24 protein-coding genes are annotated in these 26125 nt (G+C 69.0%); 4 read left to right on the plus strand and 20 right to left on the minus strand.

The window, feature by feature from the left end:
- Nucleotides 1-52 precede the first annotated feature (52 nt).
- From ACP690_RS00850 to ACP690_RS00885, 8 genes are all read right to left on the minus strand, one after another.
- Complete coding sequence (locus tag ACP690_RS00850; RefSeq protein WP_426259854.1) at nucleotides 53-292, minus strand: hypothetical protein; 240 nt, start codon at nucleotides 290-292, stop codon at nucleotides 53-55.
- A gap of 12 nt (nucleotides 293-304) precedes the next feature.
- Entirely contained in the window at nucleotides 305-1042 is a 738-nt protein-coding gene (locus ACP690_RS00855) for a gamma-glutamyl-gamma-aminobutyrate hydrolase family protein (RefSeq protein WP_426260015.1), read from the minus strand.
- 41 nt (nucleotides 1043-1083) lie between these two features.
- Nucleotides 1084-2052, minus strand: coding sequence for a serine O-acetyltransferase EpsC (gene epsC, locus ACP690_RS00860; RefSeq protein ID WP_426259855.1), 969 nt, complete (start codon nucleotides 2050-2052; stop codon nucleotides 1084-1086).
- A 90-nt stretch (nucleotides 2053-2142) separates the two neighbouring features.
- The gene (locus ACP690_RS00865) at nucleotides 2143-3381 is read right to left on the minus strand and encodes an MFS transporter (protein ID WP_426259856.1); all 1239 of its coding nucleotides are present in this window, start codon (nucleotides 3379-3381) and stop codon (nucleotides 2143-2145) included.
- The gene (gene nhaA / locus ACP690_RS00870) at nucleotides 3368-4561 is read right to left on the minus strand and encodes a Na+/H+ antiporter NhaA (protein ID WP_426259857.1); all 1194 of its coding nucleotides are present in this window, start codon (nucleotides 4559-4561) and stop codon (nucleotides 3368-3370) included. Before nhaA ends, ACP690_RS00865 begins: the two co-directional genes overlap by 14 nt.
- Nucleotides 4558-5772 carry an MFS transporter gene (locus tag ACP690_RS00875; RefSeq protein WP_426255490.1) on the minus strand — a complete coding sequence of 405 codons (1215 nt, stop codon included), beginning with the start codon at nucleotides 5770-5772 and terminating at the stop codon, nucleotides 4558-4560. Before ACP690_RS00875 ends, nhaA begins: the two co-directional genes overlap by 4 nt.
- Nucleotides 5773-5987: 215 nt before the next feature.
- Nucleotides 5988-7571: a lysine--tRNA ligase gene (locus tag ACP690_RS00880; RefSeq protein ID WP_426259858.1), complete on the minus strand. Its 1584-nt coding sequence runs from the start codon at nucleotides 7569-7571 to the stop codon at nucleotides 5988-5990.
- A 58-nt stretch (nucleotides 7572-7629) separates the two neighbouring features.
- Nucleotides 7630-7941: a hypothetical protein gene (locus ACP690_RS00885; RefSeq protein WP_043060996.1), complete on the minus strand. Its 312-nt coding sequence runs from the start codon at nucleotides 7939-7941 to the stop codon at nucleotides 7630-7632.
- Nucleotides 7942-8077: 136 nt separating this feature from the next.
- Here ACP690_RS00885 and ACP690_RS00890 point away from each other — a divergent pair, with 136 nt between their 5' ends.
- From ACP690_RS00890 to ACP690_RS00900, 3 genes are all read left to right on the plus strand, one after another.
- A complete protein-coding gene (locus tag ACP690_RS00890; protein ID WP_426259859.1) occupies nucleotides 8078-10807 on the plus strand; it encodes an ATP-dependent DNA helicase in 2730 nt (909 codons plus the stop codon).
- Nucleotides 10804-11343, plus strand: a complete 540-nt coding sequence (locus ACP690_RS00895) for a SixA phosphatase family protein (protein ID WP_426259860.1) — start codon at nucleotides 10804-10806, stop codon at nucleotides 11341-11343. Before ACP690_RS00890 ends, ACP690_RS00895 begins: the two co-directional genes overlap by 4 nt.
- Nucleotides 11344-11412: 69 nt before the next feature.
- Entirely contained in the window at nucleotides 11413-12513 is a 1101-nt protein-coding gene (locus ACP690_RS00900; protein WP_426259861.1) for an AI-2E family transporter, read from the plus strand.
- A 116-nt stretch (nucleotides 12514-12629) separates the two neighbouring features.
- Here the strand turns inward: ACP690_RS00900 and ACP690_RS00905 are convergent, their stop codons facing one another.
- From ACP690_RS00905 to ACP690_RS00960, 12 genes are all read right to left on the minus strand, one after another.
- Complete coding sequence (locus ACP690_RS00905; RefSeq protein ID WP_145957884.1) at nucleotides 12630-13004, minus strand: hypothetical protein; 375 nt, start codon at nucleotides 13002-13004, stop codon at nucleotides 12630-12632.
- A gap of 85 nt (nucleotides 13005-13089) precedes the next feature.
- Nucleotides 13090-15069, minus strand: a complete 1980-nt coding sequence (gene ftsH / locus ACP690_RS00910) for an ATP-dependent zinc metalloprotease FtsH (protein WP_017980441.1) — start codon at nucleotides 15067-15069, stop codon at nucleotides 13090-13092.
- Nucleotides 15070-15143: 74 nt separating this feature from the next.
- Complete coding sequence (gene tilS, locus ACP690_RS00915) at nucleotides 15144-16169, minus strand: tRNA lysidine(34) synthetase TilS (RefSeq protein WP_426255495.1); 1026 nt, start codon at nucleotides 16167-16169, stop codon at nucleotides 15144-15146.
- Nucleotides 16132-17076 (minus strand): hypothetical protein, encoded by a 945-nt coding sequence (locus ACP690_RS00920; RefSeq protein ID WP_426255496.1) that lies wholly within the window; start codon nucleotides 17074-17076, stop codon nucleotides 16132-16134. Before ACP690_RS00920 ends, tilS begins: the two co-directional genes overlap by 38 nt.
- Before the next feature lie 76 nt (nucleotides 17077-17152).
- A complete protein-coding gene (locus ACP690_RS00925) occupies nucleotides 17153-18136 on the minus strand; it encodes a helix-turn-helix domain-containing protein (RefSeq protein WP_426255497.1) in 984 nt (327 codons plus the stop codon).
- 102 nt (nucleotides 18137-18238) lie between these two features.
- Entirely contained in the window at nucleotides 18239-20512 is a 2274-nt protein-coding gene (gene ptsP, locus ACP690_RS00930; RefSeq protein ID WP_043060989.1) for a phosphoenolpyruvate--protein phosphotransferase, read from the minus strand.
- A gap of 45 nt (nucleotides 20513-20557) precedes the next feature.
- Nucleotides 20558-20746: a hypothetical protein gene (locus ACP690_RS00935; protein ID WP_244057197.1), complete on the minus strand. Its 189-nt coding sequence runs from the start codon at nucleotides 20744-20746 to the stop codon at nucleotides 20558-20560.
- The gene (ruvB, locus tag ACP690_RS00940) at nucleotides 20739-21764 is read right to left on the minus strand and encodes a Holliday junction branch migration DNA helicase RuvB (protein ID WP_426255498.1); all 1026 of its coding nucleotides are present in this window, start codon (nucleotides 21762-21764) and stop codon (nucleotides 20739-20741) included. The genes ACP690_RS00935 and ruvB overlap by 8 nt, the downstream gene beginning before the upstream one ends.
- Before the next feature lie 203 nt (nucleotides 21765-21967).
- Nucleotides 21968-22564 carry a Holliday junction branch migration protein RuvA gene (gene ruvA / locus ACP690_RS00945; RefSeq protein ID WP_063686924.1) on the minus strand — a complete coding sequence of 199 codons (597 nt, stop codon included), beginning with the start codon at nucleotides 22562-22564 and terminating at the stop codon, nucleotides 21968-21970.
- A complete protein-coding gene (ruvC, locus tag ACP690_RS00950) occupies nucleotides 22561-23067 on the minus strand; it encodes a crossover junction endodeoxyribonuclease RuvC (protein WP_017980431.1) in 507 nt (168 codons plus the stop codon). The genes ruvA and ruvC overlap by 4 nt, the downstream gene beginning before the upstream one ends.
- Before the next feature lie 154 nt (nucleotides 23068-23221).
- Nucleotides 23222-23965, minus strand: coding sequence for a YebC/PmpR family DNA-binding transcriptional regulator (locus tag ACP690_RS00955; protein WP_017980430.1), 744 nt, complete (start codon nucleotides 23963-23965; stop codon nucleotides 23222-23224).
- A gap of 29 nt (nucleotides 23966-23994) precedes the next feature.
- Nucleotides 23995-24534: a DUF1003 domain-containing protein gene (locus ACP690_RS00960; RefSeq protein ID WP_116460241.1), complete on the minus strand. Its 540-nt coding sequence runs from the start codon at nucleotides 24532-24534 to the stop codon at nucleotides 23995-23997.
- Nucleotides 24535-24656: 122 nt separating this feature from the next.
- On the opposite strand from ACP690_RS00960, the gene ACP690_RS00965 reads away from it, so the two are divergent.
- Nucleotides 24657-26120, plus strand: coding sequence for an ATP-binding protein (locus ACP690_RS00965; RefSeq protein ID WP_063686920.1), 1464 nt, complete (start codon nucleotides 24657-24659; stop codon nucleotides 26118-26120).
- The last annotated feature ends 5 nt before the right edge of the window (nucleotides 26121-26125 follow it).

The following is a 26125-nucleotide window of genomic DNA, read 5'->3' on the forward strand; positions in this document are numbered from 1 at the left end:
CCAGTCTACGCCTAGGGAGCTTACCTTGGCGTGTTCGAAAAAGGGGTAGGCGTTACAGCGCGTTGCCGGCTGCCGGGGCGGTGGCGTTGTCCGCGATATTGCCCGTCAGCGCGGTATCGCCAGCGGCCGAATTGCCGTCCGTTTCCAGACCCGCTGCATTGTCGAAGACGGCGCCGTCGTCGTTGAGCGTGACCGTTTCCGCGGCTGTGTTGCCCGATTCGGTCTTGGGGCCGCAGGCGGCAAGGCCCAGCGCGGCGAGGCCGAGGACGGGCAGCAGGATGGCAGTCTTCATGTCGTTCTCCCTTTAGAAACCGGATGGCGATGGAACGGGTGGGCGGCCGCGGTGCAGGGCGGCGCCGATCAGCGAAAAGAAGGCGCGGCTGGCGGGCGAGTCAGCGGCGTCCCATTCGGGATGCCATTGCACGCCCAGCACCTCGCCGCCGCAGGGGCGCGCCGACACCGCCTCAACGAGGCCATCGTCTGCCGCGATCGCCTCGATCGAGAGGCCGCGGCCCAGCCGGTCGATGCCCTGTTGATGCACCGAATTGACGCGGACGCGGCGGGCACCGGTCGCGCCCGCAAGCCGGCCGTTTGGGGTCAGCTCCACGTCATGACCGTGGTCGAACAGCGAATCGTAATCGCCCTCCCACGCGCCACGATGGTGGCGGCCGGGATGGCTGGCCGCGGCCAGCGTGCCGCCGAACAGCACGTTGATCTCCTGCAACCCGCGGCAGATGCCGAAGACGGGCTTGCCCGCCTCGATCATCCGTCCGGCAAGCGCCAGCGCGACCTCGTCGCGGCAATCGTCCGTCACCTGATCGTCCGGCAGGGGCGCGCCGCCATAGCGACCGGGCGCGACATGGCTGCGCGATCCGGTGAGCAGCAGTCCGTCGAGCACCGCGGAGAGCGTCTCGGTATCGGTGGTCCCCGGCATCGCGGGCACCAGCAACACCGTCGCCTGCGCCAGCGTCGTCAGCGGCGCGATGAAGCGGCTCGCGACGACCTGCACCGGCCGTGCCGCGACCTCGTTGCAGCACAGCACCCCGATGACGGGGCGGCGCGACAAAGGGCGGGCCTGCCCCATCACACCAGCGCCGCGACCAGCGTGTCGCGCAATGCCAGGCTGGCGGAGGCCGCGAGCAACGTGGCTTCGGGCTGCACCACCACGCCGCCGGCGGGCACGTCTTCGAGCAGCCAGACGTTGCCGCCGATCGTCGCACCGTCGCCGATCGTGACGCGGCCGAGGATCGTCGCGCCGGCATAGATGACGACATCGTCGCCGACGATCGGATGGCGCGCATACCGTTCGTGCGGGGATCGCCGCGCTGCGCCCAGCGGACTGCGCGCGCCGAGCGTCACGTGCTGGTACAGGCGCACGCCCGTGCCGACGATCGCGGTTTCGCCGATGACGACGCCGGTGCCATGGTCGATGAAGAAGCGCGCGCCGATCGTCGCACCGGGGTGGATGTCGATCCCGGTGCGTTCGTTGGCGAGCTCGGAAATCATGCGCGCGACGATCGGCGCGCCCAGATTGTGCAGCTGGTGCGCGATACGATGATGCAGGCTGGCGATCGCGCCGGGATAGCAGACGAGGATTTCGACGGTGCTGCCCGCGGCGGGATCGCCCAGGAAGGCGGCCTCGACGTCGCTGTCGATCAGCCGGCGGATATCGCCGAGCGTGCCGGCGAACAGCCGCACGATCGTCGCGGCCTGATCCGCGGCGAAGGCGGTGCGCGCCTCCATCTGCCAATAGCCGAGCTCACGGTCGATCTCGCGTTCCAGATCGGCGAAGGCGGCGGTCAGCTTGGCGGCGACGAAATGATCCTCGTCCTTCGGCGCCACGCGCTGCTGGCCCAGACGGCGGGGATAGAGCGCTTCGGCGAGCAGCGTGACGACGCGCTCGATCGCCTCGCGCGAAGGGAAGATGGCCGCGGCACGCTGGGGCTGCTGCCGGTCGCGCCAGGCCGCCCGGGCGCTGCGCAGCGCGCCGACCGCCTCGACCAGCGTCGCGCCGGCGGCAGGGGATTCGGGCGGTGAGGACAGCGTCGGCATGGCAAGTCTCCCAGACCTGCGAGCATATCCCTCCATTCCGATGGGAATAGAAAGAAAAGCTTTGCCGCCGACAAGATGGGCCCGGTTCGGTCAGGCTGCGGGCAGTCCGGGTCCGTTCGTTTCGGGCATCGGCAGCGGCGGTATCCGGGTCAGCAGCAGCGCCACCACCAATGCCAGAGCCGCGAGGATCAGGCAGAACAGCGTCACCCCCGGCCAGGCGCCGCGGCTCCACGCGATGCCGCCGGCCGAGCCCAGCACGCTCGATCCGAGGTAATAGAAGAACAGATACAGCGCGGCGCCTTGGCCGCGATGACCCGCCGCGCGCCGCCCCACCCAAGCGCTGGCGATCGAATGCGCGCCGAAGAAGCCGATCGTCACCAGCGCGATGCCGACGACGACCAGCCACAGCGGCGTCGCCGCCGCGACGGCGATGCCTGCGATCAGCACGACGATCGGCAGCCAGAACACCCGCCGTCGGCCAACCCGTCCCGCAAAGCCGCCGAACAGCGTCGAGCTCACCGATCCCAGGATATATAGCAGGAAGACCATGCCGACTGCCGCCTGGCTGAGGCCATATGGCGGCGCGATCAGGCGGAAGCCGGCGTAATTGTACAGCGTGACGAACAGGCCCATCAGCAGGAAGGCTTCGGCGTAGAGCAGCGGCAACGCCCGGTCGCGCAGCAGGGTCGCGATGCCGGCGAGCGGGTTGCGTGCGGTGCTCGCGACGAAGCGGCGTGACGGCGGTGCCAGCCGGCGAAACGCTTCCGCCATCACCACGCCGGCGAAGCCGACGCCGCCCAGTGCCCAGCGCCAATCCGCGACGTCCGCGATCAGGCTGGCGATCAGCCGTCCGCCCATGCCGCCCAGCGCGCTGCCGGCGATGTACAGGCCCATCGCCGCGCCCACCGTCGCCGCATCCACCTCTTCGGCGACATAGGCCATCGCCACTGCCGGCACGCCGGCAAGCGCGAGGCCGGTGAGCAGCCTAAGCGCCAGCAGCGCGTGCCATCCCGGCGCCACTGCCGCGGCGAGCGTCAACAGCCCCGCCGAAAACATCGCCGCGATCATCAATGGCCGCCGCCCGATCCGGTCGGACAGGACGCCCGCAAACAGGATTGCGATCGCCAGCGGTCCGGTTGCGAGCGACACGGCCAGCGACGCGCCCTCCGCACTCAGCGCATAATCGTGTGCGAACAACGGCAGCAGGGGTTGGACGGCGTAGAGCAGCGAAAAGGTCGAAAAGCCCGCGAACAGCATCGCCAGCGTCAGCCGGCGATAGGCGGGCGTGCCCAGCGCAATGGGCGCGATCACCGAGTCAGTGGGTGGCATGCGCCCGGCGTCCCGCGATCACCAGCACCGCCGCGCCTGCCAGCGCCGAAGCGATCGAACCGGCGAGGACGCCGATCTTAACCGCGTCCATCTGCGCAGGATCGGCGAAGGCGAGGCCACCGATGAATAGGCTCATCGTGAAGCCGATGCCGGCGATCAGCGCCATGCCGTACAGCTGCCCCCAGCTCACCCCCGCGGGGCGGCGTGCGATCCCCAGCCGGTCTGCGCCCCAGATCGCTGCCAGGATGCCGGTCTGCTTGCCCAGAAACAGTCCGAGTGCGATGCCGAGCACCAGCGGCTGGGCGAACGTCTCCAGCCCGACGCCGGTCAGCGACACGCCGGCATTGGCGAAGCCGAACAGCGGCACGATGGCAAAGGCGCTCCACGGATGCAGCGCATGCTCCAGCCGGTGGAGCGGCGATCCCGCCTCATCGCGGCGGATCGGCACCAGCATGGCGGTCATCACGCCGGCGATCGTCGCATGCACACCCGATTGCAGCACGAACAGCCACAGCGCGGCCCCTGCCAGAAGATAGGGCCACAGCGCCATCACCTGCCGCCGGTTGAGGACGTAGAGCACCAGCAGCGCAAGCCCCGCGCCGGCCAGCGCCAGGACGCGGATCGAATCGGTATAGGCGACGGCGATGATCGCCACCGCGCCCATGTCGTCGACGATCGCGACGGTGGTCAGCAGCAGCTTGAGCGACGAGGGCACGCGCGATCCAAGCAGCGCCAGCACGCCGATCGCAAAGGCGATGTCGGTCGCGGCGGGGATCGCCCAGCCGGGCTGCAATCCCGGCGTATCGCCCGCGACGAGCAGGAAGACGAGCGCCGGCACCGCCATCCCCGCGACCGCGGCGATGAACGGCAGCCGCCGCCGGTCGGCGCTGGCCAGCCGGCCACCGACGAACTCCCGCTTGATCTCCAGCCCGACGAGCAGGAAGAACAGCGCCATCAGCCCGTCGTTGATCCACAGGTGAACGGTCATCGGCCCCAAAGCGGGCGCGAGCGTCGGGCCGATCTGCGCGTGCAGCAGCGCCTCATAGCCATGCGCCGTCGCCGGCCAGTTGGCGGCGATCATCGCCAGCGCGGCCGCGGCGATCAGCACGATCCCACCCGCCGCCTCTCCGTGCAGAAAGGCGCGCAGCGCGTGGCGGCGATGGGCGGAGGCCTTGGTCATCCCGTCTGACGTAACGGCTCGCGCCCTGCTGGCAAGCCGAACCCGCCGCGCTCGATGGCGAACGAGACCGCCCAGATCGCAAAGCCGCCCAGCGCCAGACCGGCGCCGACCAGTCCGGTCGACGTCCAGCCGAGCCCGCCCGCAATGGCGAGGCCCCCCAGCCACGGGCCGATCGCGTTGGCGGTATTGAACGCCGAATGGTTCAGCGCCGCGGCCAGCGCCTGCGCGTCACCCGCCACGTCCATCAGCCGCGTCTGCAATACCGTGCCCAGCGCACCCCCTAAGCCGATCGCGAAGACGTCGGGGATCAGCGTCCACAGACTTCCCGCACATAAGGGATAGACCGCCAGCGACGCCGCCGACCACAGCAGCAGCGCACCCGCCGTCGGCATCAGCGCCCGGTCCGCGAAGCGCGGCACGATCAAATTGCCGATCGTCATGCCGGCACCGAACACCGCCAGCATGATCGGCACGGTCTGCGGTGCCACGCCGGTGACGTCGTGCAGCGTCGCGGCGAGATAGGTGTAGACCGCGAACATGCCGCCGAAGCCGATCGCACCGGTGCCGAGCGTCAGCCACACCTGCCGCCGCTTGAGGGCGCCGAGTTCGCGCAAAGGGCTGACGCTGCGATCGGGGCTGTCGATGGGGGCCAGCACGGCGACGAGGCTCGCGGTGGTCAGCGCCAGGAGTGCGACAAGCGCAAACACCCAGCGCCAGCTCGCCATTTGCCCCAGCCAGGTCGCAACCGGTACGCCGACGATCGTCGCAACGGTCAGGCCCAGCATCACGCGTCCGACCGCCTGCGTCCGCTGCGCGGTCGGCACCAGCGACGCGGCGACGAGCGAGGCGATTCCGAAATAGGCGCCATGCGGCAGGCCTGCGAGGAATCGGAACGCAAGCATCCAGCCATAAGACGGCGCGAGGGCGGACAGCGTATTGCCGATCGCAAACAGCGCCATCAGCCCGATCAACAGGCTGCGCCGCGCCATACGGGCCGACAGCACCGCGATCGTCGGTGCGCCGACCACCACGCCCAAGGCGTAGGCGCTGATGATATGCCCCACGGTCGGCGCGTCGATGCCCAGCCCGCGGGCCAGGTCCGGCTCCAGGCTCATCGCCGCAAATTCGGTCGTCCCGATCGCAAATCCGCCAACGGCGAGCGCAAGATGGACGAGGCCGGGATGCGCCTCGGCAGTCTGTCGTAACGTCATGGATGCTGCCCTAACCGACCTTGCTGCAGTGCAGCAAGATCAATGGCCAAGGGCGGCGCGTAGTTCCGCTTTAGTGCGCAAGAGCGATGGTAGATCCGCCCAATTCCTCCCCCGCGTCAGCGGTGGAGGGGGCGTTTCCGCAAACACGACCTCCGCCGCATACCTCCCCCTCCGTCACCGCTACGCGGCGCCACCTCCCCCTGGCGGGGGAGGACTTAGGCAGTGACCTTCGCCAGCGCCTCAGCGATCAGCGTCCGGCTGTTCTCCACCCCGTACAGCGCGATGAAGCTCCCCATGCGCGGCCCCTGTTCGGACCCCAGCAGTGTCTCGTACAGCGCCTTGAACCAGTCGCGTAAGCTTTCGAAGCCGGCGGTCTTGCCGATCTCGTAGACGACGTTCTGGATATCCTCCGCGCTCGCGTCGGCGGGCAGCGCGGCGAGATCGGCGTCCAGCCGGCGCAGCGCCTCCACCTCGACGCCCTCGGGCGCACGGCGCTTCAGCGTCGGCGCGACGAAATCGCGGGCATAAGCCAGCGCATAGCCGATCAGTCGGTCGAGCTCGGGGTCGCGCTCCGGCGTCGCATCGGGGACGTAATTGCGCAGATAGCCCCATACCTGCTCCTTGCTCGCCTCGCCCATCACGCCGACGAGGTTGAGCAGCAGCCCGAACGTCACCGGTAACGTCGCGCTCGGCACATTGCCGTCGTGGATGTGGTGGACGGGGTTGCCCAGCTTCTGCGGCAGTTCCTGCGTCGGATAATTGCCGCGGAACTGCCAATAATCGTCGACCGCGCGCGGGATGACGCCGAAATGCAGCGCCTTCGCCTTCTTGGGTTCGCGATAGGCGAAGAAGGCCAGACTCTCCTCAGGGCCATAGGTCAGCCACTGGTCGAGACTGAGGCCGTTGCCCTTGGACTTGGAAATCTTTTCGCCCTTTTCGTCGAGGAACATCTCGTAGTTGAAGCCTTCGGGCGGGCGTCCGCCGAGCACGCGCGCGATCTTCGACGATTGCGTCACCGAATCGATCAGGTCCTTGCCCGCCATTTCGTAGTCGACGCCGAGCGCCACCCAGCGCATCGCCCAGTCGACCTTCCATTGCAGCTTCGCCATGCCGCCCAGCGCGGACTGGACGATCCGTTCGCCGGTCTCGTCGGTGAAGGCGATCGTGCCGGCGTCCGCGTCGACCACCTCGACCGGCACCTGCAGCACGACACCGCTCGTCGGACTGACCGGCAGGACCGGCGAATAGGTCTCGCGCCGTTCCGCCCGCAGCGTCGGCAGCATCACGTCGAGGATGCCCTGATAGTGGCGCAGCACGCCCTTGATGGCGTCGTCGAACTTGCCGCCCTCGTAATAGTCCGTGGACGAGGCGAATTCGTAGTCGAAGCCGAACCGGTCGAGGAAGGCACGCAGCATCGCATTGTTGTGCGCGGCGAAGCTGTCGAACTTGCCGAACGGATCGGGGATGCGCGTCAGCGGCTTGCCGAGATGTTCGCGCAGCATGTCGCCGTTGGGGACATTGTCGGGCACCTTGCGCAACCCGTCCATGTCGTCGCTGAACGCGATCAGGCGCGTCGGCTGGTCGCTCAGCGCATGGAAGGCGTTGCGCACCATCGTCGTGCGCAGCACTTCGTTGAACGTGCCGATATGCGGCAGGCCCGACGGGCCATAGCCGGTTTCGAACAGGATCGGCTCACCAAGGGGCTTGCCGTCCGGAAAGCGTTTCAGCAGCTTACGCGCCTCTTCGAACGGCCAGGCCTTGGAGTCGAGAGCGGCGGAGCGCAGATCGGTATCGGTCATGATGCGCGCCGGACTAAGGTTCCAACGCGCATCCCGCAACACTTTGGATCGCGGCGCCTTAGCGGCAGCGACGCTTGGCGGTGATCGTGCGATCGATCGCCCGGCCGGCAAAGGCACCGCCGACGCCGCCTGCGATCGTGCCGAGCGCGCCATGGCCGAGCAGCGAATTGCCGACGAGCGCACCGCCGACGCCGCCCGCCACCAGGCCCGTCGTCCCGCTCGAATAGCGGCAGCCGTGCGCGTAGCGATAGCCGCGCTCATGCGCATAGCGGTGGTGATGCCGTTTGGCCTCGGCCTTGCTGACCGGCAGCGCGACGCTGGCAGGCAGGACGAGCGCGGCGGCGGTGAGCGCGAACAGCATATGGCGCATGATATATTTCCCTTTCGTGTCGAACGATGTCTGCCGAACGAGCGATAAAGGGCGCGGTTTCATGAATGCAGGATGACGTTCGCCGCGCACGGATTGGCGAGTTGCCATTCCGTTCCGGTGGAGTACAGCGGCACCGGTGATCGCTTATCCCGCCCTCCACGCCAGCCATGGCGGCATCTGGATCGCGACCGCGGAGGGTACGCGGCCGATTGGGCGCGGCGAGGCGATCCGCATCGCGGCGGATACGCCGGTGATCCTGCTCAACGCCGCATTGGTCGCGCAGCGGCTGGGCTACCCCGAGCTGTCGGGCCTCGACCTGCTCGAACTGTTCGCCTTCCTCCACCCCGCGCGCTTCGCGGTGCCGACGCCCAAGGGGCTCGCGCGGGCGGTCGATCTGTCACCGCCGACGCGTGATGAGGATGTCGCCGCCTTCCTGCGCGAAGCTGCCGCGGCATTGCTCGCCGTGCCGGAGGGCGACTGGCCCGAACGGGAGGGCGCGTGGACCGCGGTGCAGTCGCTCGGCCGGCTGCGCTGGCCCTGGGCCCCCGCGATTGGCCCGCTGATCGCCAAGCCGCGCACCAACGAACGCTGGCTGTTCGCCGCGCTGCCCGAATGGGAGGAGCACGCCCCGCGTCCCGCACCGCTGTCCGCCACCGTCCCGCCCGGCGATGCCGAGGCGCGGCTCCACGCCCTCACCGGCGCGGGCGCCGAGGAGCGCACCGGCCAGCGCGCCTTCGCCGCCGCCGCGACCGAAGCCTTCGCGCCGCGTGCGATGCGTGATGCGCCCAACATGGTCCTTGCGGAGGCGGGGACGGGGATCGGCAAGACCTTGGGCTATCTCGCCCCCGCCTCGCTCTGGGCCGAGCGCGCGGGCGGTGCGGTGTGGATCAGCACCTATACCAAGGCGCTGCAACGCCAGCTCGCCAAGGAAACCGAGCGCGTCTTCCCCGACGCCGCGGTGCGCCGCGAGAAGGTGGTGACGCGCAAGGGCCGCGAAAATTACCTGTGCCTGCTCAACCTGGAGGATGCGTTGCAGGGCGGCTTTGCCGGTCGCGCCGCGATTCTCGCGCATCTGGTCGCGCGCTGGGCGGCCTATAGCGCCGACGGCGACATGGTCGGCGGCGACCTGCCCGGCTGGCTACCGACGTTGTTCCGCCGCAACGGCCCGGCGGCACTGACCGACCGGCGCGGCGAATGTGTCTATGCTGGCTGCCCGCATTACCGGAAGTGCTTCATCGAACGCGCCGCGCGCGCTTCGGCGGATGCGGACATCGTGATCGCCAACCACGCGCTCGTCATGGTCAACGCCGCGCGCGGGCGGGAGACGACGACGCGCCCGACCCGCTACGTCTTCGACGAAGGCCATCACCTGTTCGAAGCAGCCGATTCGATGTTCGCCACCGCGCTGACCGGACAGGAGACGATCGAACTCAGGCGCTGGATCCTGGGCCCCGAAAGCGGCGGGCGCGGCCGGCGGCGCGGGCTCCAGGCGCGCCTGTCGGATGTGGCGAGCTACGACGAACAGGGCGGCATCGCGATCCAGGATGCGGTGGAGGCGGCACGCAACCTCGCCAGCGACGGCTGGCTGGGGCGGATCGCGGAGGGCGCGCCGTTCGGGCCGATCGAGCATCTGCTCGCCGCCGTCCGCGGCCTCACCTATGCCCGCGCCGAACAGCCGGGCGACGCGGGCTATGGCCTCGAAACCGAACTCGCCGAACCAACCCCGGAATTGATCGAAGCCGCCGCCCCCGCTGCCGCCGCGCTCGACGCTTTGGTCCGCCCGTTGGTGACGCTCGGCCGCCGGCTGGAGGCGGTGCTGGCGGAGGCGCCCGACTGGATGGACGGCCCGGCACGTGCGCGGATCGAGGGCGCGATCGCCTCGATCGGCTGGCGGGCGGAGACGGTGGCGGCGTGGCTGTCGCTGCTCGCGCGCGTCGGTGGCCCCGCCGATCCCGACCATGTCGACTGGCTCGCGGTCGAGCGGATCGAGGGGCGGGAATATGACATGGGCCTGCATCGCCACTGGCTCGATCCCACGCGCCCCTTTGCCGAGGTGGTGCTGAAGCCCGCGCATGGCGTGCTCGTCACCTCGGCGACGCTGACCGGCGGCGGCGACTGGCCGACCGCGGAGGCGCGTGTCGGCGCGCCGCACCTCGCCCGCGCGCCGTCGCGGTTCGAGGCGGCGAGCCCCTTTGCCTATGACCGCCAGGCCGAGGTGCTGATCGTCACCGACGTCAAGCGTGGCGACCTGCCCGCGCTGGCCAATGCCTATGCGCGGCTGATCGTCGCGGCGGGCGGCGGCACGCTCGGCCTGTTCACCGCGATCCGGCGATTGCGCGGCGTCCACGGCCGTATCGCCGACCGGCTGGCGCGCGAGGGCCTGCCGCTCCATGCGCAGCATGTTGATCCGATCGATACGGGCACGTTGGTCGACATCTTCCGCGACGATCCTGCCGCCTCGTTGCTCGGCACCGATGCCTTGCGCGACGGGGTGGACGTGCCTGGATCGTCGCTGCGGCTCGTCGTGATGGAGGGGGTGCCCTGGCCCAAGCCGAGCGTGCTCCACGCCGCGCGTCGGCTGGCGGGGGGCGGTTCGGCCTATGACGACCGTATCGTCCGCGCGCGGCTAGCCCAGGCGTTCGGCCGCCTCATCCGCCGCGCCGACGATTCGGGGGCGTTCGTGATGCTGTCGTCGGCCATGCCGTCGCGGTTGCTCACCGCCTTCCCGCCCGGCGTGGCCGTGAGCCGCGTGACGCTGGACGAGGCGGTGGCCCGCGTCGCCGCGCGCAGTGGCGGGCGGCTTTCCTTGTCGCCCGCGATCGGGCATGAGGCGCGCATCGCGGTCGAGGACGGAGACGCCGGTTGAAGACGCTGACGCTGCTGCGCCACGCCAAGTCCGGCTGGGACGATCCCGTCGCTCGCGATTTCGACCGTCCCTTGAACGACAAGGGTCGCCGCGCCGCGCAGACGATGGGCCGGCACATGCGCGACGAGGGCCTCGTCTTCGACCATATCGTCGCCTCGCCCGCGGTGCGCGTGATGGAGACGCTCGACGCGATCGCCAGCGGCTATGGCCGCAAGCTGGAACCGGTGTGGGAACGGCGCATCTACCTCGCCTCCGCCGCGACCCTGCTCGACGTGGTGCATGAGCTGCCGGATCAGGCGCAACGGGTCCTGATGGTCGGCCACAATCCCGGCCTCGAGGATCTCGCGATGCTGCTGGTGCCGTTTGGCGGCGGCGCGTTGCGCGACCGGCTCGAAGAAAAATACCCGACCGCGACGCTTGCCGAGATGGCGACCGGGGCGGAATGCTGGCGTGCGGTCGCCGAGGGGCAGGCGCGGCTCGACCGCTACGTCCGCCCGCGCGACCTCGATTCGGCGCTCGGCCCCGACGAGCGGTGACGGACCCGAAACGGTCCTGACGGGTTCTTGCCCCGTCCCGCAGTCGGCGGGGGTGCAGACGGGGGCGATATGATCGACAGGCGACGGCTGGAATCGGGGGGACTGATCGTCTTCCTCGTGGCGGTGAGCGTGGGCCTGCTCGCGATCGTGTCGTCGTTCATCGGCGCGCTGCTGTGGGCAGTGCTTGCCGCGATCCTGTTCCAGTCGCTGTTCCAATGGCTGCTCAAGCGCTGGCCGGGGCACCGCAACCGTGCGGCGGCGGCGACCTTGCTCATCATCTTCGTCGCGGTCATCATCCCGACGCTGGCGATCGGCGGCATGGTGATCGACCAGACCGCCGGCGTCTACGCCAAGGTGCAAAGCGGCCAGATCGATTTCGCCAGCTACTTCAAGCAGGTGCATGACGGCCTGCCGCAATGGGTGCAGCGCCCGCTCGACCGTTCGGGCCTCGGCAGTTTCGACAACGCGCAGGCCCGCATCGTCGAGGCGGTGCGCTCCAGCTTCCGCGGCATCGCGTCGCAGGCGCTGTCGATCGGCCGGAACACGGCGGCGTTCCTGCTCGCCTTCGGTGTTGGGCTCTACGTCACCTATTTCCTGCTGCGCGATGGCGATCGGCTCGCCCCCAAGATCCGGGACGCGCTGCCGCTGGAACGCGCCGTGGCCGACCGCCTGCTCGGTCGCCTCGTCGCGGTGGTGCGCGCGACGATCAAGGGATCGGTGCTCGTCGCACTCGCGCAAGGTGCGCTGGGCGCGATCACCTTCTGGATCGTCGGCCTGCCCGCAGCCCTGCTGTGGGGCCTGCTAATGGCACTCGTCGCGCTGCTGCCGGCGGTGGGGCCGGCCCTCGTCTGGGGGCCAGTGGCGATCTATTTGCTGGCGACGGGTGCCATTTGGCAGGCCGTGGTCGTCATCGTATCGGGCGTCGCGGTGATCGGTCTGGCCGACAATATCCTGCGCCCGATCCTGGTCGGTCGCGACACGGGCATCCCCGACTGGCTGGTGCTGGTGACGACGCTGGGCGGCATCGAGGTGGCGGGGCTCAGCGGCATCGTCGTCGGCCCGCTGGTCGCCGCGCTGTTCCTCACCGGCTGGCAAATCCTCACCGACGAGCGTGAGGGGCGGCGGGTGACGGCTGGCGCCGATGCCGCGGATGCACCGCGGGAGGGGTGACGTGCCACGCCAAGGACGCCGTTCACCCTGAGCTTATCGAAGGGTGGCTCTCCACAGGTGCTACGTTTGGGGAGCGCGCCCTTCGACAGGCTCAGGGCAAACGGCTGGGAAACACGTTAATTCCGTTGGCACGGATAGGTCTTCGCCAACACCCGCGCATAGCCGTCCTTCAATGGCAGTTTCTTGTCCGCCGGCGACAGCGCATCCAGCCCGCCCAGCATCTGGAGGATGCCGATCGATTCACCATCGGGGATGCAAGCGATCGGCGGCTTGCCCGCAGCGACCCGCGCCGCCCCCTCCGCACGAAGCTGGCGCGTCGCGGCATCGGCTTCCGCCTTCAGTACCGGATAATCGGGGTTGGTCAGCGCGGTGAAGGGGTTCGCGCGCAACGGCGCGGCCTTGGCCAGGAAGGTGCCGACGCTCATCGCAGCAGCGGCAGGCGTGGCGAGGCCCAGCGAAACGGCAAGGGCGATCAAAGGTTTATACGACAACGGCGGCACTCCGGATGGGAATGCCGCCGCATAATCAGATCAAACTGACGGCGGGCTGAACCGCCCCCCGTCTCTGTCGTTCGGATCAGGCGCCGAGCGGTGCCGGATTGCCGAAGGGACCGCCCGGACGGCGCGTCTTCGGGATCGAGGTGCCGGCGCGCGGCACGCTCGCCTTCGGACCCGACGGATCGCTGCGGCCGATCTCTTCACCGGCGATCAGCTTCTTGATCTCGTCGCCCGACAGCGTCTCATATTCGAGCAGCGCACCGGCGAGCAGGTGGAGCTGGTCGACATGGTCGGTCAGCAGCTGCTTGGCGCGGGTCAGACCTCCTTCGACGATGCTTTTGATTTCGTCGTCGATCAGCTGCGCGGTCGCATTCGACATGCGAACCGGCTGGCTCGACGAATAGCCGAGGAAGCTTTCGCCTTCAGGCTGCGCATATTCGACCGGGCCGACCTTGTCCGACATGCCCCATTTCGTGACCATGTCGCGGGCAAGGCCGGTCGCGTACTGGATGTCGCCCGATGCGCCCGACGATACCTTGTCATACCCGAAGATGATCTCTTCGGCGACACGGCCGCCCATCGCCACCGCCAGGTTCGCGTACATCTTGTCGCGATGGTAGCTGTAGCTGTCGCGCTCCGGCAGGCGCATCACCATGCCCAGCGCGCGACCGCGCGGGATGATCGTCGCCTTGTGGATCGGGTCGGACGCCTGCTCGTGGATCGACACGATCGCGTGGCCCGCCTCGTGATAGGCGGTCATGCGCTTCTCGTCCTCGGTCATGACCATCGACCGCCGCTCGGCGCCCATCATGACCTTGTCCTTGGCCTCTTCGAACTCGGCCATCGCCACCAGGCGCTTGCCCTTGCGCGCACCCATCAGCGCGGCTTCGTTGACGAGGTTGGCGAGGTCGGCGCCCGAGAAGCCCGGCGTACCACGCGCGATCGTACGCGCATCGACGTCGGGCGCCAGCGGCACCTTCTTCATATGGACTTCCAGGATCTTGACGCGACCCTCGATATCCGGCCGCGGCACGACGACCTGACGGTCGAAGCGGCCCGGACGCAACAGCGCGGGGTCGAGCACGTCGGGGCGGTTGGTCGCCGCGACGATGATGATCCCCTCGTTCGCCTCGAAGCCGTCCATCTCGACCAGCAGCTGGTTCAGCGTCTGTTCGCGCTCGTCATTGCCATTGCCTAGGCCCGCGCCGCGATGGCGGCCGACCGCGTCGATCTCGTCGATGAAGACGATGCACGGTGCCGACTTCTTGGCCTGTTCGAACATGTCACGCACGCGGCTCGCGCCGACGCCGACGAACATCTCGACGAAGTCCGAACCCGAAATGGTGAAGAACGGCACGCCCGCCTCACCCGCAATCGCACGGGCGAGCAGCGTCTTGCCGGTGCCGGGCGAACCGACCAGCAGCGCGCCCTTGGGGATCTTGCCGCCCAGTCGCGCGAACTTCGACGGGTCCTTTAGGAAGTCGACGATCTCGGTCAGCTCGGCCCGCGCCTCGTCGATGCCGGCGACATCGTCGAACGTGACCTTGCCTTCCTTCTGCGTCAGCATGCGGGCACGGCTCTTGCCGAAGCCCATCGCGCCACCGCCGGTATTCTTCTGCATCTGCTTGATGACGAAGAAGGCGATGCCCAGGAACAGCAGGAACGGCAGCGACTGGTACAGCAGCACCATCCACACCGACGTGCCCTCATCGGGCTTGGCGGAGATCGTCACGTTCTTCTGGCGCAGATGCGGCACCAGCGTCGGATCGCTGATCGGATAGGTGCGGAACTTCTCGCCGCTCGTGTAGGTGCCGGTGATCATGTCGCGGCTGATCGCCACGTCCTTCACCGTGCCCTCGTCGATCTGGTCGAGAAATTTCGAATAGGCGACGGTATTGCTGTTCGCGGCGCTGGTGCGGCCATCGAACATCGTCACGAACAGACCGAGCGCCAGCAGGATGCCGACCCAGATCAGCAGGCTCTTCATCCAGGGGCTGCCGCCGCCGTTGCCGCCATCATTCCCGCCGTCGCCGCGCGGCTGCTTGTCGTTGTCGTTCATGGGGTGCCTTTCACCGCACAAGATAGGCGCATGGAGGTTAATGGCAATGGAACACCCCGGCGGAATTGCGCCGATCAGCCGGCCGGCGACGACGAACGCCGCGGTGGGGCGGGGCGGAAGCGCCATTCGGGTCCATGCGGGCTGGCGATGACCCCCGCCTGCGTCGCGCGACGACCGGCCATGAGCGCATCGAGCAACGCCTCGATATTCGCCGATTCGTTCCACTGCGTGGTCGCAACGGCATTGGTCGCGATCACCTCTCCGATCGCGCGGCGTGCCAGCCGGCGCAGCACCTCGCGCGGCAGATCGGCGGCGTCGAGCCGGATGCTCGCGTCGAGGATGCGCACGCGCGTGCGCCACAGCCAGTCGACGATCGCGCGCAGATCGCCGTCCGCTTCCGCCAGCGCGGTCGCCGATCGGGCGAGCTGGGGCGGGCCGAGCCATTCATTGCCCTCGATCAGCCGGCGAAAGCGCGTGCGATCGTGTGCCGGATCGTGGTTGCTGGGATCGTCGACGAACGGCACGTCGGCACGCCGGACGATCGCGCGCAGCTCCGCGCGCCGCCATTCGAGCAGCGGCCGCACGATCGTCATACCTTCAACCATGGCCCGTGCCCGCACGCCGGCCAGCCCCGCAATCCCCGATCCGCGCGCGGCCCGCATCAGGAAGGTTTCGGCCTGATCGTCGACATGATGCGCCGTCGCGATCGCATCGACCCCCAGCGCGCGCGCATGGTCGGTCAGCAGCGCATAGCGCGCGCGCCGCGCCGCCGCCTGGATGCTCGCGCCGCCGATCGGTTCGGCGGGTGTCAGTATCGTATGCGGCACGCCGATCGCGCGGCAGTGATCGGTGACCATTGCCGCCTCCGCCGCCGCCTCCGCGCGCAGGCGATGGTCGACGGTCGCGACATGCAGCCCCTCGACCCCGCCGGCCTGCGCCAGCGTCAGCATCGCCATGCTGTCCGGCCCGCCCGAGACGGCCAGCAGGATACCGCCGCGCGGGGCGTGCCCCAGCGCGCGGATCAGGTCGTCCCGAAACCGCTGGCCTTCCGGCCCTGCGGGATCACTGGCATTTGGCGGCGGTGCGGCCCTTTTCGACATTCGCCTTCATCTGGCTGGAGATCTTGCTGCCGTATACGTCGGTCAGCTCGCCATAAACCTTGCACGCATCGGCCGGCTTGTTGAGCTTCATCAGTGCCTGCGCGAGATAATAGAGGCTTTCCGGCGCGCGTTCGCCATCCGGCATCTTCTTGTAATTGTCGTAGAATGCCATCGAGGCAAGGCTGGGCTTGCCCTCGTCCAGGTACGATCGGCCGAGCAGGTTCTGCGCATAGCTTGCGCGGCGATGCTTGGGATAGGTGGCGACCACCTTCTTCAGTTGCGCCTCGGCCTGCGGATATTGCTTCGCCGCCCACAGGCGATAGCCGTAGAGATAGTCGTCCTCGGGCGCGTCGCCGGTCGAGGGCTTCTCGACCTTGGCGGCGTTGGCGGAGGGCGCGGTGTCGCCCGCGGCGGCGACCGCGGTGGAGGTCGGGGTCTTCGCCGGCGTACGCCCAGGCTTGGCCGGCGCGTCGCTCGCCGCCGTGTCGCCGGTCAACGGCGCCGAGGCGGGGGTTTCGGCCAGCGCCGGCGTGCTCGCCATCGTCTTCAGCTTGGCATCGGTGCTGCGCTTGTACGCGTCGAAGGCGTCCTGCAGCTGGCGGACCTTATAGCCGTTCTGCTCGATCTGATCGGTCATCGACGCCATCTGGCTTTCCAGCGCGGTCACGCGGCTGGTCAGGTCGGCGACGGCGCTGGTCGCGGGCACGCCGCCGATTGGCTGCGGCGTATCGGGACGCGTGATCTCCGGCTGGAGATACTGGCCGGCGCCGCCTGGGAAGACCTTGCGCTGCACCGCGCGCATTTCGCTTTCCAGCTTGCCGACGCGGCCTTCGACGTTGCTTTGTGCCGATGCGGCGACCGGCGTCAGGATGGTGGCGGCAGCGAGCGCCCAGATGATCGTACGCATGGATGTGGCGCCCCCCGGCGCAGCCTTGGTTAACACGAAACGAGTCATAGCTGCATTGCCATGCCTGTCGCCAGCCTTAAGGCGCGGACGAATTGCCCGTCGTTGCCGGCGGTGGCGTCGGCGCCGTCTCGGCGGATTGCAAATTCGCCCGCTGCGTCTCGCTGGTCGCGGGACGATCGGCGAGACGCTCGCTGCGGCGGGGCGAGCGTTCTTCGCTCGATCGCATCGCGCTCGTCGCGGCGGCGCTGGGCGTCGCGGTCGGTGCCGGGGCGCCGGACAGGCGGGCGGCGATCGCCGCGCCGCTGACGCGCACGTCCTTGATCGCGCGCGATCCGTCGCCCAGCGGCGGGATGGCGGTGCCGTTCAGCGTCACGTCCAGCTTGTCGGGACGGCCGACATTGATCTTGGGATCGTTGGCGGTCGCCGGCACGGCAAAGGTTTCGCCCGGCTTCATCGTGCCGAGGTACAGCGTCTTGTTGTCGGCGTCATAGACGCGCAGCCACACTTCGTCCTTAGCCGTCAGCACCACCTGCCCGCCGGTCGGCGCGGCCGGCGTCGCGGCGGCGGTCGGCCGGGGCGTCACCGCCTGCGCCACCACGGCATCCTGCGCGGCGGGCGGCGTGGCGCCGTGCTGCTGGAACAGGTTGGTGCCATACCACAGACCGGCCAGGATCAGGACGGCGAGCGCGATGCCGACGCCCAGCACAGCGACGCCGCGCGAGGGCACGCGTGCCGGATCGGCGGTTTCATAAGGCACATATTCGGGCTGGCGCGGCCCCATCCGGTCGAGTTCGCGGCGCAGGTCGGCGGCCAGCTCCACCTCGTCCATACCCACGGCGCGGGCATAGGCCTTTGCGAAGCCCATCGCATAGGTGGGCGAGGGCAGGGCGCCATAATCGCCCGCTTCCAGCGCCTCCAGATGGCGCTGCGGCACGCGGGTGCGTGCGGCGATCTCCGCCAGGCTCAGGCCCCGGCTGTCCCGCGCGGCACGCAACCGATCGCCCGGCCGGGCCGGTTCGACGGGGGTGGGGGCAGGCTGGCCGGATTCGACCTCGTCCATTCGTATCTCCGGGGGAGGGGCGTTTGCGGATCGCTGACGGGCGGGACATTCCCCGATGGACTGCTGCAAGTCAACGCGCCCGAAACCCTATTCGGCGAGGTTTCAGGCCATGTCGACGCCTTGCGAGGTTGCCCAATCACTTAGCGCGGCGCGCATGTCGCGCGGCGGCCGGGCGATCAGCTCGGTCACGAACGCGCGGACTGCGTCATGGTCCAGGCTGCGTACCATCGCCTTGATCGGGCCGATCGCGGCGGGGGTGATCGACAGGCGGTTGATGCCCAGGCCGATCAGCGCCATCGCCTCCACCGGCCGCCCGCCCATCTCGCCGCACACCCCCAGGTCGACGCCCGCTTCGCGGCATGGCCCGACGACGCGCGACAGGAAGCGCAGGATCGACGGGCTCAGCCAGTCATAGCGTTCGGCGAGCCGCGGGTTGGCGCGATCGGCGGCGAACAGGAATTGCGTCAGGTCGTTCGTGCCGACCGACAGGAAGTCGAGATCGGGCAGCAGCAGGTCGAGCTGCTCGGCGAGTGCAGGCACTTCCAGCATCGCGCCATAGCGGATGCCCGTCGGCAGCCGCCGGCCGCGCGCGCCCAGCCATTGGCGCTGTGCCTCGAACAGCGCCTTCGCCTCGGCGAACTCCCAGGCCTCGCTGACCATCGGGAACATGACGTTGAGCGTGCGGCCCGACGCCGCCTCGATCAGCGCGCGCGCCTGCACCTTCATCAGGCCATCGCGATCCAGCGCCAGCCGCAACGCGCGCCAGCCCATCGCCGGATTCTCTTCGTCGGCATCGGCCTTGTTGAGATAGGGCAGCGCCTTGTCGCCACCGATGTCGACGGTGCGGAAGATCACCGGGCGATCCCCGGCGGCGTCCATCACCTCCTTGTAGAGGCGCTGCTGGCGTTCGCGCTGCGGCAGCGTCGCCGATACGAGGAACTGGAATTCGGTACGGAACAGGCCGATGCCGTCCGCCCCCGTCGTGTCGAGCGCCGCGACGTCATCGCGCAGGCCGGCATTGACCATCAGCGTGATGCGATGCCCGTCCTTCGTCACCGGCGGCACGTCGCGCAACGCGGCAAAGGCGGCCTTGCGCTTCTGGCGCAGCGCCAGCTTCGCCTCGAACGCCTCTTCCATCCCGCCCGACGGCCGCACGAACACGTTGCCCGCCACCGAATCGAGCAGCAGCAGGTCGCCCTCGGCGATCTGGCGGCGCACGTCGCGCACCCGGCCCAGCACCGGCACGCCCATCGCCCGCGCGACGATCGTCACGTGCGCGGTCAGCGACCCTTCCTCCAGCACCACGCCCTTCAACCGGCGCTTGTCATATTCCAGCAGCTCGGCCGGCCCCAGGTTGCGCGCGATCAGGATCGTATCCTGCCGCAGGCCCAGCTGCGCGGCGGTGCCCATCTGGCCCGACACGATGCGCAGCAGCCGGTTCGACAGATCCTCCAGGTCGTGCATGCGATCGGCGAGCAGCGGATCGTCGATCTGGCGCATGCGCTGGCGGGTGCGCTGCTGGACGCGCTCGATCGCCGCTTCCGCGGTCAGGCCGCTGTCGATCGCTTCATTGATCCGCCGTGCCCAGCCTTCGTCATAGGCGAACATCTTGTAGGTCTGCAGGACCTCCTCATGCTCGCCGCCGACGCCGAACTCCGCCTCGCGCGTCATCCGGTCGATCTGTTCGCGCATCTTGTCGAACGCGGCATAGACGCGGTGGCGCTCGGCGTCGGTATCCTCGGCGACGGTATGTTCGACGACGATGCGCGGCTGGTGGAAGACGGCATAGCCAGACCCCATGCCCTCGACCAGTTTCTGCCCCGGCAGGCGGATCGCAGCAGTCGACTTCTCGCGCCCGCTGGCGCCCGCCGCCGTGTCGATCAGCCCGGCATTGGCGATCAGCTCGGACAGCACCATCGCCACAGTCTGCAACGCCTCGATCTCGACGTCCTGGTACTTGCGCTGCTCGCTGTGCTGCACCGCAAGAACGCCCACCGCGCGCTCGCGCCGGATGATCGGCACGCCGGCAAAGCTGTGATAGCGTTCCTCGCCCGTCTCGGGCTTGTAGGCGAAGTCCGGATGGCTCGCGGCTTCGTCGAGGTTCAGGACCTCGACATCGTCGGCGATCGTGCCGACCAAGCCCTCGCCCAGCGCCAGCTTGGTGACATGGACCGCCGCCTGATCGAGCCCGCGCGTCGCAAACAGCTCCAACACGCCCTCGCGCAGCAGATAGATCGAACAGACCTCGCTATCCATCGCCTCGGCGATGATGCCGACGACGGCGTTCAGCTTCGCCTGCGCCGGGTTGCGCCCGGCCATGACGTCGTGAAGGCGGGTGAGGATTTCGCGGGCGGAGGCGACGGCCGAGCTGGGCATGTGCCTAGGGCTAACAGATGCCGCGGGCGGGTGCCACGCAACAATCTAGCGGAACGCAGTTTCCATCACTGTGCCGATCAGTCCAAGGACTGGAAACGTCAGGGCATAGATGACCACGATCCGCCGTGTGCTCCGCGCATAGCCCGGACGCAGCAGGAACCAGAAGAACACCACCGGCAGCACGATCAGGCCGAGCATCAACGGCGGGCTGATCGGCCGGGATGCCTCAGGCATCGAACAGCCCGTCCTGACTGCCCACCGGCGGGTTCAGCCCCAGATGCTTCCACCCGCCCGCGTTCAGCACGCGCCCGCGCGCGGTGCGGGCGACGAGGCCGAGCTGGATCAGATAAGGCTCGATCACCTCCTCGATCGTGTCACGCGGTTCGCTGAGGCCCGCGGCCAGCGTTTCGACGCCCACCGGGCCGCCGCGATAGATATCGGCGATCATATGAAGGTAGCGCCGATCCATCGCGTCGAGGCCCAGCGCATCCACCTCCAGCCGGTTGAGCGCGCGGTCGGCGGCGATCCGATCGACCGTCGGCGTGCCCGCGACATTGGCGAAGTCGCGCACCCGGCGCAGCAGCCGCCCGGCGATCCGCGGCGTCCCGCGCGCGCGCCGCGCGATTTCGGCGGCGCCGTCGGGCGCGATCGCCAGCTCGAGCAGCCCGGCGGCGCGCGTCACCACGCGGGTCAGCTCGTCCACCGTATAGAATTGCAGGCGGACGGGAATGCCGAAGCGATCGCGCAGCGGCGTCGTCAGCAGCCCCTGCCGCGTCGTCGCGCCGACCAGCGTAAAGCGCGGCAGGTCGATCCGGACCGAGCGTGCCGACGGCCCCTCGCCGATCATCAGATCGAGCGCGCGGTCCTCCATCGCCGGATACAGCACCTCCTCGACCGCGGGTTGCAGGCGGTGGATCTCGTCGATGAACAGCACGTCGCCGTCCTCGAGATTCGTGAGCAATGCGGCGAGGTCGCCCGACTTGGCGATGACGGGGCCGCTGGTTGCGCGGAACCCCACGCCCATCTCGCGCGCGATGATCTGCGCCAGTGTCGTCTTCCCCAGCCCCGGCGGCCCGAAGAACAGCACATGGTCCAGTGCATCCCCGCGCCCCCGCGCCGCCTCGATGAACACGCGCAAATTCTCGCGCGCCGCCTGCTGCCCGACGAAATCGTCGAGGCTCTTGGGGCGCAGCGCCGCGTCCACATCCTCGGGACGGCGGCTGGCGGTGAGGAGGCGGTCGCTATCGGTCACGACGCGCTGTCGTGTTCTGGATCAGACAGCGCGACCCATGGGTTTGCCTGTCTTGCCGAACGAGGTGGCAGGGACAAGCGGAGACGTCGGCATACCCACGCGTCTCCGCGACCTGCGATCCACGCCGACGGCGCGTCATCCACGGTGATCGTCACGGTCGCCATAGGTCGCTCCTAAACAGTGCGGAACGAAGCGGCAACGCCCTACTTCGCCGCCTTGCGCAGCGCCAGCCGCACCAGCGCGTCGAGCGTCGCGCCCGGGCCCAGATCCTCCTCCGCCGCACCGACCGCGTTCGCGGCCTCGGCGGGGCGGAAGCCGAGGTTGAGCAGCGCCGACACCGCATCCGCACTGGCGCCGACCGGCACCACCTGCGCCGCGGCGGCGGGGCCCAAAGCCACCGTCCCCACCTTGTCCTTCAACTCGCGCACGATTCGTTCGGCGAGCTTCGGGCCGACGCCGTTCGCGCGCGCGACCATCGCCTTGTCCTGCGCCGATACCGCGCGCGCGATCTCCTGCGTATCCAGCGCGGACAGGATGGCGAGCGCCACCCGCGCGCCCACCCCCTGCACGCCGGTGAGCAGGCGGAACCAGTCGCGCTCCTCGGCGCGCGCGAAGCCGACCAGGCGGATCGAATCCTCGGCGACCAGCATCTCGGTGTGCAGCATCGCCGCTTCGCCAACCGGGCCGATCGCCGCGAGCGTGCGCGCCGAGGCGCCGACGAGATAGCCGACGCCGCCGACGTCGATCACCGCGTAATCCACGCCCGTCGAATCGAGCCGGCCCTTGAGATGTGCGATCATGCCGTCACCCTAGCGCGGCGCGCCATGCCCTGGGCAGAGGCAAGATGGTGGGCGTGCGTGATCGCCACCGCCAGCGCGTCGGCGGCGTCGGGACCGGCAAGCTTGGCGCCCGGCAGCAGCACCGCCATCATCGCCTGGATCTGCCGCTTTTCCGCGCCGCCCGTCCCGACCACCGCCTTCTTGACGGTCGAGGGGTGATATTCGCCGATATGCAGCCCCGCGCTGGCGGCCGCGAGCAGCACGACGCCGCGCGCCTGCCCCAGCTTCAGCGTCGACTGCGCATTGGTGTTGCCCAGCACCTCTTCCACCGCCGCGCCGTCGGGGCGCTCGGCCAGGATCACGTCGACCAGCGCGGCATGCAGGTTGGACAGGCGGCGGGGCAGGGGCATCGACGGATCGGTCTTGATCTGGCCGTTGGCGATATGCCGCAACCGGTTGCCGTCGGCATGGATGACCCCCCAGCCGGTTGTGCCGAGTCCGGGGTCGAGGCCGAGGATGATCATGAATCATTCCTCCCTCGCTTCAGCGGGGGAGGGGGACCGCTCGCCAACGGCGAGTGGTGGAGGGGGGCCGCCGTGGAACGGCGGCTGCGCCGCCGCCCCCTCCACCATGCTGCGCATGGTCCCCCTCCCCCGCTTCGCGAGGGAGGAATGAGACTCAACCCAGCTTCTCCATCACCTCGTCGGACACTTCGTAATTGCCCCACACGGTCTGCACGTCGTCGTCGTCGTCCAGCGCGTCGATCAGCTTGAAGAGCGTCGCGGCATCGGCTTCGGTCACCGCGACCATCGTCTGTGGGCGCCAGGCGAGCTTCGCGCCTTCCGCTTCGCCGAGCACCGGCTCCAGCGCCTTGGCGACCTCGTGCAGGTCGGCCTGCGCGGTCCAGATTTCATGGCCTTCCTCGGTCGAGGTCACGTCCTCGGCCCCCGCCTCCAGCGCCGCCTCGAACACCTTTTCGGCGTCGCCGGCACTGGCGGGATAGTTGATCAGGCCGACGCGGTCGAAGGCATGGCTCACCGACCCGGACGCGCCCAAGTTGCCGCCGTTCTTCGACACCGCGGTGCGCACGTTGGTGGCGGTGCGGTTGCGGTTGTCGCTCAGCGCCTCGATGATCAGGCTGACGCCGCCGGGGCCGAAGCCCTCGTAGCGGATTTCCTCGTAATTCTCGGTATCGCCCTTCGATGCCTTGTCGATCGCGCGCTGGATATTGTCCTTGGGCATCGACTGCGCCTTGGCGGCGTTCACCGCGGCGCGCAGGCGCGGGTTCATGTCGGGGTCGGGCAGACCCATTTTCGCCGCCACGGTGATTTCGCGGCTGAGCTTGGAAAACATGCCCGAGCGCTTCTTATCCTGCGCGCCCTTGCGGTGCATGATGTTCTTGAACTTGGAATGGCCTGCCATGGATGCCTCTAGCGGATAATCCCGTGCCCTTACGCCGCGGACGCCGCATTCGCCAGCCTGTCGATCTTTTCCTCCAATGCCGTCAGGCGATCGAGGATCACGCCGTCCAGCTTTTCGTGCAGGCGCAGGATGTCGAGCTCGGCCCGCAAATTGGTCTCATAGTCCAGGCTGGCGGCCAGCCGGTCCTTCGCCGCCTGGCGGTTCTGGCTCATCATGATGACCGGTGCCTGGATCGCGGCGAGCGTCGAGAGCATCAGGTTGAGGAAGATATAGGGATAGGGGTCGAACGCCGCGCCGAAATGCGCGAGCACGTCCGAATTGAGCAGCATCCAGCCGAGCAGCACGACGGTGAAGCTGATGATGAAGCCCCAGGACCCGCCGATCGCCGCGACCTTGTCGGCCAGCCGGTCGCCGACACTGGCGCGCGCGTCGGCCTCGTCGGCGGCGTCGCGGCTGACCAATGTGCCGCTTTCGATGCTGTCGAGAACGCGGCGTTCCTCGGCATCGAGCGCATGCGCGGGCTTGCGCAGCAGCCGCAGGGCGAGGTCGGCGAACGGAATCTGGGCCATGCGGGGCATCCTCGCGCAGGGATAGCGGAACGGAACCGGCCCGTACCGGCCCGACCGCCCAGGGGCAACCGGGCGCAAACCGCTTGCCCGATGCCCCCCGGATCGGCCAAACGGCAGCCACAATGACCGTCAGCGTAGACATGGGAGCCGACGAGCGCGGCGCGCCCGTGACCATGGACCTCGAAGAACTCCTCGCCACCCGATTGCTCGTCCAGGGCAATTCCGGGTCGGGCAAGTCGCATCTGCTGCGCCGCCTGCTCGAAGGATCGGCGGGACAGGTGCAGCAGGTGGTGATCGACCCCGAGGGCGATTTCGTCACGCTCGCCGGCCCCTATGGCCATGTCGTGATCGAGGCGGCGGATTATTCGGTGCCCGAGATCGCGCGGATCGCCACCCGCCTGCGCGAACATCGCGCCAGCGTCGTGCTGAGTCTCGAAGGATTGGAGGCGGAAGGGCAGATGCGCTGCGCCGCCGCCTTCCTGTCAGCACTGTTCGATGCGCCGCGCGAACATTGGTATCCGGCGCTGGTCGTCGTCGACGAGGCGCAATTGTTCGCGCCGACGACGGGCGGCGAAGTCGCCGAAGAGGTGCGCCGCGCGTCGCTCAGCGCGATGACAAACCTGATGTGTCGCGGCCGCAAGCGCGGCCTCGCCGGCGTGATCGCGACGCAGCGCCTGGCCAAGCTCGCCAAGAACGTCGCGGCGGAAGCGTCCAACTTCCTGATGGGCCGCACCTTCCTCGACATCGACATGGCGCGCGCCGCCGATCTGCTCGGCATGGAGCGGCGCCAGGCGGACGGCATCCGCGATCTGGCGCGCGGCACCTTTCTGGCACTCGGCCCCGCCGTGTCGCGCCGGCCGATCACGGTGAAGATCGGTGCGGTCGCCACCTCCGCGCGCTCGGGCAGCCCCAAGCTCACGCCGCTGCCCAGCGCACCGGTCGAGAATTTGCAGGAACTCATCTTCGCGCCGCCGCCTGAAGAGGCGCCGCAGCTGCCGATGAGCTTCGATCCGCGCCCGCGTCGCGTGCCGACCGACGAACTGCTCGACACGATCGAACGCCCCGCCGCCCCCGCAACGCTCGCGCCCTTGCCCGACAAGTCGGACGCAGAGGTGGAGGGCATTTATGCCAGCGTGCTGGAGGCAATCGTCGCCGATCGCGATTCCGCGCTGCGCCCGCCGTCGGTGCTGTTCCAGGATTTCCAGGTCCGCTGCCGCATGGCCGGCCTCGCCAAGCCGCCGCTCGACCTGCCCGGCTTCACCCGGCGACTGTCCGCAGCGCGCGCCGGCATCTTCGACGTCACCGATCCCGACTGGGCGGAGGCGATGGAACTGGCCAACACCTTGCCCGACGACATGATCGGCGCCTTCCTGCTGATCGCGCGCGCGGCACGGGCCGGCGAGCCATGTCCGTCGGACGTGGCATTGGCGGAAACCTATGGCACCAGCTCGCTTGGGCGGGTGCGCCGCCTGATCGGCTATATCGAAAGCCGCGAGCTGATCGTCGCGCGCGTCGACCTCTCCGGCAAGCGCTCGATCACCATCCCGCGCCTGGGTTGGACGACCGCGGCGAGCGAGGCGGCCTAGGCGCC

This window comes from Sphingomonas sp. DC4900, assembly GCF_049896485.1.
GTDB classification, from domain to species: Bacteria; Pseudomonadota; Alphaproteobacteria; order Sphingomonadales; family Sphingomonadaceae; genus Sphingomonas; species Sphingomonas aquatilis.